12 protein-coding genes are annotated in these 13,457 nt (G+C 60.2%); 1 reads left to right on the top strand and 11 read right to left on the bottom strand.

What is annotated here, in order from left to right; translation table 11 throughout:
- Positions 1-11 precede the first annotated feature (11 nt).
- The 10 genes from ACA058_RS15925 to ACA058_RS15880 form a co-directional block, all read right to left on the bottom strand.
- On the bottom strand, positions 12-1,082 hold the full coding sequence (locus ACA058_RS15925; RefSeq protein WP_497634858.1) for an ABC transporter ATP-binding protein: 1,071 nt from the start codon (positions 1,080-1,082) through the stop codon (positions 12-14).
- Positions 1,079-2,677, bottom strand: a complete 1,599-nt coding sequence (locus ACA058_RS15920; protein ID WP_497634857.1) for an ABC transporter permease — start codon at positions 2,675-2,677, stop codon at positions 1,079-1,081. Before ACA058_RS15920 ends, ACA058_RS15925 begins: the two co-directional genes overlap by 4 nt.
- A 3-nt stretch (positions 2,678-2,680) precedes the next feature.
- Complete coding sequence (locus ACA058_RS15915) at positions 2,681-3,694, bottom strand: iron ABC transporter substrate-binding protein (RefSeq protein WP_497634855.1); 1,014 nt, start codon at positions 3,692-3,694, stop codon at positions 2,681-2,683.
- A 335-nt stretch (positions 3,695-4,029) separates the two neighbouring features.
- The gene (locus tag ACA058_RS15910) at positions 4,030-4,596 is read right to left on the bottom strand and encodes a PqiC family protein (RefSeq protein ID WP_497634853.1); all 567 of its coding nucleotides are present in this window, start codon (positions 4,594-4,596) and stop codon (positions 4,030-4,032) included.
- A gap of 17 nt (positions 4,597-4,613) precedes the next feature.
- On the bottom strand, positions 4,614-6,290 hold the full coding sequence (locus ACA058_RS15905) for a PqiB family protein (RefSeq protein WP_497634851.1): 1,677 nt from the start codon (positions 6,288-6,290) through the stop codon (positions 4,614-4,616).
- On the bottom strand, positions 6,271-6,936 hold the full coding sequence (locus ACA058_RS15900; RefSeq protein WP_497634850.1) for a paraquat-inducible protein A: 666 nt from the start codon (positions 6,934-6,936) through the stop codon (positions 6,271-6,273). Before ACA058_RS15900 ends, ACA058_RS15905 begins: the two co-directional genes overlap by 20 nt.
- Positions 6,933-7,529, bottom strand: a complete 597-nt coding sequence (locus ACA058_RS15895) for a paraquat-inducible protein A (RefSeq protein ID WP_497634849.1) — start codon at positions 7,527-7,529, stop codon at positions 6,933-6,935. The genes ACA058_RS15900 and ACA058_RS15895 overlap by 4 nt, the downstream gene beginning before the upstream one ends.
- 299 nt (positions 7,530-7,828) lie before the next feature.
- Complete coding sequence (locus tag ACA058_RS15890; RefSeq protein ID WP_497634848.1) at positions 7,829-9,130, bottom strand: NAD(P)/FAD-dependent oxidoreductase; 1,302 nt, start codon at positions 9,128-9,130, stop codon at positions 7,829-7,831.
- Positions 9,127-10,215 carry a polyamine ABC transporter substrate-binding protein gene (locus ACA058_RS15885; protein WP_497634847.1) on the bottom strand — a complete coding sequence of 363 codons (1,089 nt, stop codon included), beginning with the start codon at positions 10,213-10,215 and terminating at the stop codon, positions 9,127-9,129. Before ACA058_RS15885 ends, ACA058_RS15890 begins: the two co-directional genes overlap by 4 nt.
- A 191-nt stretch (positions 10,216-10,406) precedes the next feature.
- Complete coding sequence (locus tag ACA058_RS15880; RefSeq protein ID WP_497634845.1) at positions 10,407-11,765, bottom strand: glutamine synthetase family protein; 1,359 nt, start codon at positions 11,763-11,765, stop codon at positions 10,407-10,409.
- Between the two features lie 161 nt (positions 11,766-11,926).
- On the opposite strand from ACA058_RS15880, the gene ACA058_RS15875 reads away from it, so the two are divergent.
- Positions 11,927-12,859 carry a helix-turn-helix domain-containing protein gene (locus tag ACA058_RS15875; protein WP_497634843.1) on the top strand — a complete coding sequence of 311 codons (933 nt, stop codon included), beginning with the start codon at positions 11,927-11,929 and terminating at the stop codon, positions 12,857-12,859.
- Here the strand turns inward: ACA058_RS15875 and ACA058_RS15870 are convergent.
- Positions 12,856-13,437: a cupin domain-containing protein gene (locus ACA058_RS15870; protein ID WP_497634842.1), complete on the bottom strand. Its 582-nt coding sequence runs from the start codon at positions 13,435-13,437 to the stop codon at positions 12,856-12,858. The genes ACA058_RS15875 and ACA058_RS15870 overlap by 4 nt on opposite strands.
- Positions 13,438-13,457: the final 20 nt, after the last annotated feature.

Here is a 13,457-nt window from a genome sequence, read left to right as displayed (position 1 = left end):
AGGTTTAGGGATCAAGGCTCGCTCAGCACATGCGCGTGGCCGATGGTCGAGACCTGGACTGCGCTGCCGGCAGGCGGTGCATACATGCCGGAGCTGCGTACCAGCAAAGTGCGCCCGATGGGCTGGTCGGGCGCGCGAGGCTGCAACTCCACGGTCAAGGTACAGGTGTTGCCGCTGAAATCGCGATCAATCACCCTGGCACGGCAGCCAGTGACACCCCTGGCGTCAGGCAGGAAACTGGCGAGTTGCAACTGTTCGGGCCGCAGCATGATCTGCGCGCAGTGGTTGTTGCGATGATTGTTGACCGGTATCCGGCCCAGGTCGCAATGCGCCCAGCCAGCCTCGATCCGGGCCGGCATGACCACGGCGTCGCCGAGAAACAGCGCGGTCTGTTCGTCCTCGGGGTAGCGATAGAGGTCCAGCGGATGGCCTGACTGCACCAGCCGGCCATGTCGCATCACCGCCAGTTGATCGGCGAAGGACAAGGCTTCGCTCTGATCATGGGTGACCAGGATGGTGGTGACACCCGCGTCTGCCAGCAGGCGGGCGACCATCTTGCGCATGACGGCGCGCAAGCCGGTGTCGAGTGCCGAAAACGGCTCGTCCAGCAACATCAGGCGAGGCTGCTGCGCCAGCGCCCGTGCCAGCGCCACACGCTGCTGCTGGCCGCCAGACAGCTCGTGAGGCCAGCGCCCGGCCATGTTCGAATCGAGGGCCACACTGTCCATCAATTGAGCGACACGCTCATGCTTTTCGTTGCCTTTGATCGACAACCCGAAGCCGATGTTGGCGGCCACGGTCATGTGCGGGAACAAGGCGCCGTCCTGCGGGACATAGCCAATCAGGCGTTGGTGCGCCGGTACTTCATGGGTGCTGTCGACCAGGATTTGCCCATTGAGCGACAAGCGGCCGGAGTCCGGGAACTCGAAGCCGGCAATCATCCGCAGCAAGGTGGTCTTGCCCGAGCCCGAGGGACCGACAATGACCGTACGGCTGCCGCTGGGCACCGACAGACTGACGTTATCCAGAGCTCTATGGGCACCGTAGGATTTGTTCAGTGAATGCAGTTCAAGAGTGTTCATCGGCCAGCCGTTTTTTTCGATTGGTGATAAAGGAGCCCGGTCAACGGCAGCGACAACAGGATCATCAGCAGGGCATAGGGCGCCGCCGCGACATAGTCGATTTCGCTGGTCATGGCCCAGAACCCGGTAGCCAGGGTCCGCGTGCCATTGGGCGCGAGCAACAGGGTGGCGGTCAGTTCATTGCTGATCGCCAGAAACACCAGCGCAGCACCGGCAGCCGCACCCGGAGCGGCCAGGCGCAGGGTGATCAGCCACAACGCGCGGGCAGGGGAGCGGCCCAGGCTGCGCGCCATATTCTCCAGTTCCACGGGCGCTTGGGCGATGCCAGCGCGCAAGCTCACCAGGGCCCGGGGCAAGAACATCAGCAGATAAGCCAGCAGGACGGTGATGGTTGTCTGGTAAATCGGCCGGGCAAAATGAATGGTCACGGTCACCAGGGCCAACGCCACGACGATGCCCGGCAATGAACTGGTGATGTAGTTACAGCTTTCCAGTATCCGATGCAGGCGTCCTGGGTGACGGATCGACAGCCAGGCAATCGGAATGGCGGCGCAGGTGGTCAGGGCTGCGCCCGCGACGCCCAGCAGCAGGGTCTGTTGCAGCGCCGGCATAAGCTCGCCCAGGTCCCAGGCCTGCACGCCTCCGGCGACCAACCACCGGCCCAAGGTGATCAAGGGCACACCCAGCGCCAGGGTGCAGGTGGCGCTCTGCAAGGCCAGCGCGAGCACCCTGGCCGGGGTTTTCAGGCACACCACCCGTTGCTCACGGGCGCTGCCCGAGCCCACGCGGGCATAGCGCGCATGGCCCCGTGCGGCGGACTCCACGGTCAGCATCACCAGGCAACACAGGGCGAGCACACTGGCCAGCATGTGGGCGGCAGGCCCGTTGAAGGTGGATTTGAACTGATCGAAGATCGCGGTGGTGAAGGTGTCGAAGCGGATCATCGCGTACAGGCCATACTCGGCCAGCAGATGCAAGCCGACCAGCAACGCGCCACCGCAAATGGCCAGGCGCAACTGCGGCAGCACGACGCGAAAAAACACCGCCCACGGCTTGAGTCCAAGCGATTCGGCGACATCCTCAATGGCCGGGTCGAGGCGACGCAGCGTCGCGGCAATCGGCAAGTACAGAAACGGGAAGTAGGCAATGACCGACACCAGCACCCCGGCGAACAACCCGTGGATCGGCGGCACCAGGCTGACCCAGGCATAGCTGTGGACAAAGGCCGGCACCGCCAGGGGGGCCGTCGCCAGTAACGACCACCAACGCCGCCCCGGCAAGTCCGTGCGCTCTGTCAGCCAGGCCAGTGTCACACCCAGCGCCACACAGAGGGGAATCGTCAGCACCACCAGCAACACGGTGTTGGTCAACAACTCGCCCACCCGTGGCCGGAACACCAATGTCACCACCGTGGACCAGCCGGTCTGCAAGGACGCGCCGATGACGTAGGCAATCGGCAGCAGCGCCAGCAACGACACCAGCACCGACAAACCGACCACCCACGCACCACCGCGGCTCGCGAACACGCCGCGTGACCGTCTACGCAAATTTGCGGGTAACGCTTGGACGGCACCCGCCGGCAGGATTTCAGGCATCAATTAAAGCAGTCCCGCCTGAGTCATCAGCTCCACGGCTTTTTTACTGTCGAGTTTCGAGGCGTCGACGGACGGCGCGTCGAGCTGCTGCAAAGGCACCAGTTTAGGGTTGGATTCGGCGTTCTTGCCCACGGCGTATTCAAACGACTTGCCGTCCTTGAGGATGGCTTGGCCGTCCTTGCCGGTGATCCACTTGAGGAACGCCTGGGCTTGTTCCTTGTGTTTGCTGGAGGCCAGGACGCCGCCACCTGAAATGCTGACAAACGCCCCCGGGTCCTTGTGTTTGAAGTAGTGCAGGGCAGTGTTCTTGCTGTTCTCGCCGGTCTTGGCCTGATCGACGAAGCTGTAATAGTGGTAGATCACGCCGCTGTCGATCTGCCCGGCGTTCACCGCCTTGAGCACCGAGCTGTTGCCCCGGTACGCGGTGAAATTGGTTTTCATCGCCTTGAGCCAGTCGAGGGTCGCGGCTTCGCCTTTTTGTTCCAGCATGGCGGCAACAATCGCCTGGAAATCGGCGCCACCCGGGGATGCACCCCAGCGGCCTTTCCAGCTTGGCGCGGCGAGGTCCATGATCGATTTGGGCAACTGGGCTTCGGGCAGTTTGCTCGAGTTGAAGACGAACACCGTGGAACGCGCAGCGATCCCTACCCATTTACCGTGGGCCGGGCGGTAGGCCGCATCGACTTGTTCCAAGATGGTCTTATCGACGGGTGCAAACAGGCCCGCGTTGTCCACCAGCACCATGGCCGGGGAGTTTTCGGTGAGGAATACATCGGCCGGCGAATCGGCCCCTTCCTGCACGATCTGGTTGCCCATTTCGGTGTCATCGCCATTGCGCAAGGTCACCGCAATACCGGTTTCCTGTGTAAACCCTTCGACCCAGGATTTGGTCAGGCTTTCATGCTGTGCGTTGTAGACCACGATGCCGACGGTATCGGCTGCGTACGCGTGACCAGCGCTCAGCAAAGCGGTGGCCAACAAGGCCTTTTTGAGGAACGAAGGGATAGGGGATTTCATGCAGCGCCAACTCCTGTTTTTTTTAGTATTGCAGGCGGATTCGTGCGAATCGACAAAAGAAGGACGTCAATTATTGTAGATCAATACGAATCATTTGCAGATTTAAGGCGCGGCTAATGCAGAGCCGCGAATTAGAAAAAATTGTCAAATCCTCCAATTAAAGAAACCTGTGGGAGCCTTTGTGGCGAGGGGATTTATCCCCGTCCGACTGCGCAGCAGTCGTAAAACCATTGTCCACGATGTACCTGATACACCGCGATTTTAGGTATGGGGGCCGCTTCGCAGCCCGACGGGGATAAATCCCCTCGCCACAAAGGCTCCCACAGGAGATTGTGTTACGGGCTGGCATTTGCCGAAGGACAACCTTTTTGCGTGCCAGCCGCTGCCTGGCTGATCAGCGCGGCCAGGCGCCTGACGTTGTTCTGCTGTGCCGCTACCAGCTCATCGATCGATGGTCCTGAGGGCGTCTGCAGGGTGCTGCGGCAATTTTCCATGATGTTTTCATGGCCATTGCTGCTACGAAGGCGCCATTTCACGTCGAGCAATCCATACTGGCCGGGAATCGAATCAAAGCGCTGTACCTCCAGGCGCACCGACACCTTGCGTTGCGGATTGTTGTTGATCATCTGTTCGACCAAGGCACTGCGCAATTCATCCACCAGGCTGGCACTCCACCATTCGGTTTCCAGGATCGCCATGCCGGTATTGCCCTGGCGTACGACGATCTGCGGGCGATCGACCTGCGGCGGGACAGTGAGCATCTCAATCTGGATATCCGCGGTACCGCGTGAACTGCCTGCCGGTTGGGCTGGGGTCAAGGTGTGGAACTGGATCGGATCGCTGCGGCACGCAGCGAGCAACGACAACGCGGCGACCAACGTGATTTTCAGCGGAAAAGCCATGAATGTTGCTCCTGTGGTCATTTGCTCGGCGGCCCTTGCATATCGATCGGCGCGGCGTTGTTCGGACGACCGCGAATCAACGATTCCGGATGCCGGCCCAGATAATCGGCGAGATCACGCAAGGAGCGCGACGTGCGTCCGAGATCGTCCATGGTCTGGTCCAGTTTTTCCCGTTGTGGCGAGTCTTCGGCAAGCGTCGAATTGGCCGATTGCAGGGTCGTGCTGGCCGATTGCAGGGTTTTGCTGACGTCTCCCAGGGTGCTTTGCACGATAGGCAGGGTCTTGGCGTTGAATTGCGTCAGGCCTTTGCGCAGTTCGACGAGGTTGCTGTCGAAGTTGTTGGCAATGCGCTCGATTGGCAGTTGATTGATCTTGTTGACCATGCCTTCCAGTTTTTCCTGCAACTGCTCAAGGCTGCCGGGAACCGTTGGAATCATGACGGGGCGGGCGGTTGGGTCAAACGCGACTTTCTCCGCTTTGGGGTAGAAGTCGAGCGAGATGTACAGCTGACCGGTCAACAGATTGCCGCTACGGGCCTGGGCGCGCAGGCCGTTCTCAATGAAAGTGCCCATCAGGCGTATGCCTGCGGCTTCGTCATTGGGATCATGCTTTAAAACCTCGAGCATCTTGGTGTGGGCCTGGCCGAGTCGTTGCGGGTAGATCATGATTCCGACATTGAGCGGAAATGTACGCTTTTTCGCGTCGAAATCCAGATTGATCGACACGACTTTACCGACTTCCACGCCAAGAAATTCTACCGGCGCATCGACCTTGAGTCCGCGCAGGGCCTGATCGAAACGCAAACTCAGGTACTGTCCCTTGCCGCTGGGCGGGGCGAGGGCGGTTAGCTGGTCTTCGAACAGGTCGAATGTTTTTGCCTCGGTGGCCGGTTGATCGTTGGGGTTGTATTGCGGAGCGCGGAAGGCGATGCCGCCCACCAGGATGGATGACAACGATTCGGTTTTTACCGAAAAGCCGTTGGCGCCGACATTCAAGTCGATCCCGCTGGCGTTCCAGAACCGGGTGTTTTCGGTGACGTAGGCATCATTGGGCGCATGAATGAAGACCTCGATGTTCACCCCTTTACCATCGGCGTCCAGGGCGTAGGCCACCACCTGGCCGACAGGAATCTTGCGGTAGTAAACGGGAGAACCGATGTCCAGCGAACCGAGATCCTCTGTGTGCAAGATGAAACGCTTGCCCGGTTCGCCATAGGTGATAGGCGGCGGGTTTTCCAGGCCCTTGAAGTTCTTCGACCTTTTATTGGATTGACCGATATCGGCGCCGATGTAATCACCGGACAACAATGTGTCGATACCCGACACGCCACCGGCCCCGATCCGCGGCCTGACAACCCAGAACTGCGAGTCCTCGCGGGTAAAGGTTTCTGCCTGTTTTTCCAGCTTGACCGTGGCGTTGACACTCTTCTGGTCGTCGCTCAGCTCAACGTCCGAGACATGGCCGATCACGACGTTGCGGTACTTGACCTCGGTTTTGTTGGCTACCAGTCCGCTGCCGGTCTTGAACGTTATGGTAATGGTCGGCCCTTCCTGCAACATGCTGTGGACCACCAGCGAGATCCCCACCAGCACCGCGACAATCGGCACGATCCACACCAGCGAAACGCTGAAACGGCGGGTCTTGATGGGAGCCTGCCCGGGGGCCTGTGGCCCGTCAGTGGCTTGTGACTTCATCCGTGACCTCCTCATTTGGGTTATCTCGCGCTTGGTCCGGTTGTTTATCCCAGATCAGGCGCGGGTCGAAACTCATTGCCGCCAGCATGGTGAACACCACCACCAGGCCAAAGAACAGAATGCCTGCGCGCGGCTCGATGTCGGCCAGGGCTTGAAATTTAACCAGCGACGCCACCAGGGCCACGACAATGACGTCGAGCATCGACCAATAGCCAATAAGTTCGACGAAACGGTACATCTTCGAGCGCTCCTTGCGCGCCCATTGGCTGTCGCGCTGAACGGTCACCAGCAGCAGCGTCAGGGCGACGAACTTGACGCCTGGCACCGCGATGCTGGCGATGAAAATGATCAGGGCGATGTCCCAGGCGCCGTGCTGCCAGAACTCGATCACGCCGCTCATGATCGTGCTGTCGGCGCCATTGCCGACCATTTTGGTGTTCATCACCGGCAACAGGTTGGCCGGAATGTAAAACACCAGGGCCGTCAACATGTAGGCCCAGGTACGGGTCAGCGAATTATTCTTGCGCCGATGCAGCGGTGCACCGCAGCGCTCGCATTCGTGGGGATTGTGGGTCGTGTCGCAGGCCAGCCCACAGCTGTGACACAGGCACAGGTTGAGTTCGCTGGCGACCGGAGGCGTTGTCATAGGCTATCCCACAATTCGCGGATATCGCGGCCGGCGAGGCGGATCATCATCAGGCTGAGGATGGCCAGGGCAAACAGACCGATGCCGGGCAGTACATCCAGCAACCCGGCGAGCTTGATGACCGCGACCATTGCCCCCAGCAGACAGACTTCCAGCATGCTCCAGGGCCGAAGGGTTTCCAGCCAGCGCATGCAGTACCTGAAACCGGGTGAGCGCCGATGGGCGAGGGCGAAACTCAGGACCCAGATCAATAGCAACAACTGGAAAATCGGCGCGATGATCATGGCGATCGCCGCCACCATGGCGATGAATGTGATGGGGCCCAGGCTCAATGCCAGCACCGAATCCCAAAGTGTTGCGCTATTTTTCAGGCCTTTGAGGCTGATGCTCATGACTGGATAGAAGTTGGCAAAGATCCACAGCATCAATGCCGTGAAGGTCAACGCCAGGCGCTGTTCCACCGTCAGGCCGTTATAGCGCTGAAGCACACCGCCGCAGCGTGTACACAGGGTTTTCTGATGTTTGGCGAGCGTGACTTTTTCATACACGCAGTCGCAGTGCTCGCAGATGATCAGTTGATCAGTAGTTGCCATGGGTCAGGCTCAATAGGAGGCAGGAAGTTCAGAGCACTCCCTCAATATAGAAGTGACTCGCAATTGAGCAAATCGAAATAAGGCATGTCGGGTCGCCGCATCGTAGTGATGTCGGCCTGACAGCCGACCAATCTCTCGCGGCTGTACCCGATCTACTGTAGGAGCGAGCATGCTCGCGATGGTCGTCAACGATGACGAGGGCTGTCTGGATGCCCGCGTTATCGTTAAGGACCATCGCGAGCATGCTCGCTCCTACAGGTCCCGCCGCGCGCCGTGCACGTGCAAGAGGGGCACAGGGGTTAGCCGAGCACTTCGCGCATCCGGTACCAGAGCATGCCGAGCGCGAGCAGTGGCGAGCGCAGGGCGCGGCCGCCGGGGAAGGTCATGTGTGGTACGGCGCTGAACACGTCGAAACCCTGGCTGTGTCCGGCCTGGATCGCTTCGCCCAGCAGTTTCGCGCACCAGTGGGTCACGTTGAGGCCATGGCCGGAGTAACCTTGGGCGTAGAACACGTTCGGGTGTTGGCTCAGGCGCCCGACCTGGGGGAATCGATTGGCCGTGATGCCGATCTTGCCGCCCCATTGATAGTCAATTCGCACATTTGCCAACTGCGGGAAGACCTTGAGCATCTGCGGGCGCATGTAGGCCGTGATGTCCCGTGGATCGCGCCCGGAGTAATGGCAGGCTCCGCCGAACAACAGGCGCCGGTCCGCCGAGAGCCGGTAGTAATCCAGGCCGACTTTCTGGTCGCACAGCGCCAGGTTGTGCGGGATCAGCTGCGCGGCAACCTCCGCCGACAATGGTTCGGTGGCGATGATGTAGCTGCCGGCCGGGAGCACCTTGCCGCTAAGTTTCGGTTCGAGTTCTTCCAGGTGGGCGTTACAGGCGAGTACCAGGCTGCCAGCGCGAACCGTGCCGCCGGCACAACGAACCTGCACGGTGTCGCCATGGATCAACTCCAGCACCGTGCTCTGTTCGAAGATCTGCACGCCGAGGGACTGCGCGAGTTTAGCTTCGCCAAGGACCAGGTTCAGCGGATGCAAGTGACCGGAACCCATGTCCACCAATCCCCCGGCATACACGCCGGAGTTAACCACCTGTTCACGGATCTGTCCGGGTTCGATCAGGCGGGTTTCATGGGCATAACCCGATTCCTTTAGCTGCGCGTGTTCGGCCTTCAATCCGGCAAACTGCGCCGGGGTGTTGGCCAATTCGCAAAAGCCCCAGCGCAGGTCGCAATCGATGCCGTGTTCGCGGATGCGCTGGCCCACAAGCTCGACCGATTCGATACCGGCGCGCTCCAGATAACGTACGCCTTCGGCGCCGATATGTTTGGCGAAACCGCTGACGTCATGGCCAATGCCGCGAATCAACTGCCCCCCGTTGCGCCCGCTGGCACCCCAGCCGATCCGCCGGCCTTCCAGCAGAATCACCGAGAGCCCGCGCTGGGCCAGTTCGATGGCCGTGTTGATACCGGTGAAACCACCACCAATCACACAAACGTCGGCCACAAGGTCAGAAGTCAGCTGAGGAAACTGCGCCATGCCATGGGCCGAAGCGGCGTAATACGAGCGAGTATGTTCCTGTGAGTACTGGTTCATTTGTTGGACTTCACTTTGCTCCACGAACGGGTCATCAGGCGCATGATCGACTGCGGCGGCGTGGTGGAGATGTAGAGTTTGTCGAGCACTTCCTGAGGCGGGTAAACCTCAGGGTTGTTCACAAGTGTAGGGTCCATGTACTGCTTGGCGGCCGGGTTCGGGTTGGCATAGCCGACCGAGGCACTGACCTTGGCGATCACTTGCGGGTCGAGCAGGTAATTGATGAAGGCATGGGCGTCTTTGGGGTTGCTGGCGTCGGCGGGGATGGCCAGCAGGTCGAACCACAGGTTGCTGCCTTCCTTGGGAATGGCGTAGGCGATGTTCACGCCGTTCTTGGCTTCCTTGGCGCGGTTGGCGGCCTGGAACACATCACCGGAGTAACCGAACGCCACGCAGATGTCGCCGTTGGCCAGGTCCGAGACATACTTGGACGAGTGGAAATAAGTGATGTACGGACGGATGCTAAGCAGCTTGGCTTCGGCTTTCTTGAAGTCTTCAGGGTTCTCGCTGCGCGGGTCCAGGCCCATGTAGTTGAGCACTGCGGGGAACACTTCATCCGCCGAGTCCATCATCGATACGCCACACTGGCTAAGCTTCTTGATGTTTTCTGGCTCGAACAGCACGGCCCAGGAATCGATGCGGTCGACGCCCAGCACCTGCTTGACCTTGTCGACGTTGTAGCCGATGCCATTGGTGCCCCACAGGTACGGCACCGAGTGCGTATTACCCGGATCGTTTTTCTCCAGCAAGGCCAGCAGTTTCGGGTCGAGGTTCTTGAAGTTCGGCAGTTGCTCGCGGTCCAGCTTCAGGAACGCGCCGGCCTTCACCTGGCGGGCAAGGAAGTGGTTGGACGGCACGACCACGTCATACCCGGTACGCCCGGCGAGCAGTTTGCCTTCCAGGGTTTCATTGGAGTCGAAAACGTCGTAGATCACCTTGATCCCGGTTTTGGCCTGGAAGTCGGCGAGGGTGGTCTCGCCGATGTAATCGGTCCAGTTGTAGACACTGACCTGTGGCTGCGCCTGGGCAACGGCGCTGAACAGGACTGCCAGCGCGACCGGCACCACGGATTTCAATAGATGCATATCGACACCTCTTCGAATTATTGGATTTTTCAGGTGATTCTTCGATTCATTGTGGCGAGGGGATTTATCCCCGTTGGGCTGCGGAGCAGTCGCAATCCAGCCCACTCAATTTGTCAGGAGGAATGCAGGGGGCTGCTTCGCAGCCCAACGGGGATAAATCCCCTCGCCACAGGTTTTGTGTTGACTCGCTGTTAGACGCTGAGCAACAGGAACTCGCGCTCCCACGAACTGATCACGCGCTTGAAGTTCTCATGCTCGGCGCGCTTGACCGCGACGTAGCCACGCACGAACTTGTCGCCCAGGTAGCGGCTGACGGTTGCGCATTCTTCCATCTGCGTCAGCGCATCTTCGATGGTGATCGGCAGGCGCAGGTTGCGCCGTTCATAGGCCCGGCCCTGCACCGCGGCGCTGGGTTCAATGCGCTCGACCATGCCCAGGTAACCACACAGCAGGCTGGCGGCGATGGCCAGGTAAGGGTTGGCATCGGCCCCCGGCAAGCGGTTTTCCACGCGCATGGCGTCGGGACTTGAGGTCGGCACGCGCAGGCCGACGGTACGGTTTTCTTCGCCCCATTCGACGTTCACCGGTGCCGAAGTGTCCGGCAGGAAGCGGCGGAACGAGTTGACGTTCGGCGCGAACATCGGCAGCACTTTGGGGATGTACTTTTGCAAGCCACCGATGTGGTGCAGGAACAACTCGCTCATGTTGCCGTCGGCGTCGGCGAAGATCGGCTGGCCGGTGGCAATGTCCACCACGCTCTGGTGGATATGCATGGCGCTGCCCGGCTCATCGCCGACCGGCTTGGCCATGAAGGTCGCCGCGACATTGTGCTTGAGCGCTGCCTCGCGCATGGTGCGCTTGAACACGGTGATCTGATCGGCCAGGTCCAGGGCATCGCCGTGGCGGAAATTGATTTCCATCTGCGCCGGGCCGTCTTCGTGGATCAGCGTGTCGAGGTCCAGGCCTTGGAGTTCGCACCAGTCGTAGACGTCTTCGAACAGCGGGTCGAATTCGTTGGCGGCGTCGATGGAGAACGACTGGCGACCGCTTTCGGCGCGGCCGGAGCGGCCCATCGGGGCTTTGAGTGGCAAGTCCGGGTCTTCGCAACGCTGGGTCAGGTAAAACTCCATTTCCGGCGCGACAATCGGCCGCCAGCCTTTGTCTGTGTACAGCTGCAGGACTTTCTTGAGCACGTTGCGCGGCGACAATTCGATCGGGTTGCCGAACTTGTCGAAGGTGTCGTGAATCACGATGGCGGTCGGCTCGATCGCCCAAGGCACGACGTACACCGCATCGGGCACCGGCTTGCAGACCATGTCGATATCGGCCGGATCAAGCAGTTCGTAGTAGATGTCGTCGTCGACAAAGTCCCCGGTTACCGTTTGCAACAGCACACTTTCCGGCAGGCGCATGCCTCGCTCATGCAGGAACTTGTTGGTGGGTGCGATTTTGCCGCGTGCAATGCCAGTCAGATCGCTGACGACGCACTCGACTTCGGTAATCTTGTGATCTTTCAGCCAAGTGAACAGCTGATCGAAAGGGACATTCATAAAGACCTCGTTATTGGTTTTATTAACGCCAGGGGAGGCCGGTTTCATCTGTCGGACACTTCCCCTGTAGCGCGTTGACGTCTATCTTGGGCGAGCCTTGCGGTTCCATCTATCCACTTTAAGCGGCACAAAGCGCACCAAAAGAGTGCGTAAGGTCACCCATGAAAACGTGCAACCTGTTACAGGTCCAAGCATTCAGTACCTTTGATATCGCCGAGCAAATTCGTGCTACACCGGGCTGGGTCCAGCATTACCAACAGATGTCACCTGGGCATTTCGCAGGCTTGGTGCGCTACCTGGATCTGCAGGGCGTAGAGATTTACGAGGAGCACATGAACACCCGGGTCGAGCAGAATTTCAGCGCGCCACAAGGCTCGCTGGCGTTCTGTTTCGACCGCAGCGACAACGCGCTGTACGTGTTGAACGGCGAAAGCCGCAACATCTGGATCACCCCGGAGAACTACCAGGAAATCGCCGTGGTGTTCGGCCCGGAGTTTGTCCAGCGCCATGCCCTGGATGTCGCGCGGCTGGAGGGGCTGTTCATGGCGCCGCTCAGTTCGCAGCAAAATGCGTTGTTCAGTCGCTGGCTCAGCGCAACCCTGACCCAGCTGTCGCAGACCTACGATCCACCAAGCCGCGAAGCCTTGACCCAGCAGTTGCTGGACGACTGTCTGTTCATCCTCGACAACGCCTGTGTCTGCCTCGACCAGGGTGCACTGCAGCGCCGGGCCGGGGAGCGGGCGATCATGAAACGGGTAGGGGAATGGGCGGCGGATAGCCCGGAAGAACACCTCAACCTGCTGGCGTTATCCCAGGTCGCCGGGGTTTCGCTGCGCCAGCTGCAGCACGCATTCAAGACCTTCACCGGCATGGCGCCGACCCAATGGCTGCGCCTGCGCCGCCTGAACAGCGCCCGCCGCGAACTGCTCAGCCGCACGCCGACGCAAACCACCGTGGCCGAAGTGGCGATGCATTGGTCGTTCTGGCATCTGGGACGGTTTTCCAGCAGCTATCGCGCGCTGTTCAAGGAACTGCCGAGCGACACCCTCAAGCGTGCAAGTGTCGTTCAGACAATCGGCCGCGGCCGGCGTTAGAAGGTCGGCGGGGTAATCACCCAGATCACCACCGCGTCCACCTCACCGGGATTGCCGTAGCGGTGCGGTTCCTGGCTGGAGAAACTGAAGCTGTCACCTTCATTGAGTTGAAAATAGCGCTCGCCGACCCATAACTCGAAGCTGCCCGACAGCAGATAGCCGGCTTCTTCGCCGTCGTGGCTGTAGCTTTGCTGGCTGTAGGTGCCCGGCGGGAAACGCGAGTGGAGCATTTCCAGCTGGCGGTTGGCTTGCGGGGTCAACAACTGGTCGACGATGCCGTCTTCGTAATGCACGTTCAGGCGGCTGTGCTTGCGCACCACAATACCGTCGTCTTCAGGATCGGTTATCGCCTCGCTGGCGAAAAACCATTGGATAGTCACGCCGAGACTGCGGGCAATGTTGAACAACGCCGGGATCGACGGATAGGCGAGGTTGCGTTCCAGCTGGCTGATGTAGCCGGCGGTCAGGTCGCTCTGCTGCGCCAGTTCCGCCAAGGTCATGCCCCGGCGTTTGCGCAGGCCGCGAATCCGCGTGCCGAGAAAGTGCGGTTCGGCCTGGGTCTTGCTGTTATTGCTCATGGAAAATTCCGAACCCTGTA

The organism is Pseudomonas sp. LBUM1649 (genome assembly GCF_059716155.1).
This window is presented reverse-complemented; position numbering and strand designations above follow the sequence as displayed.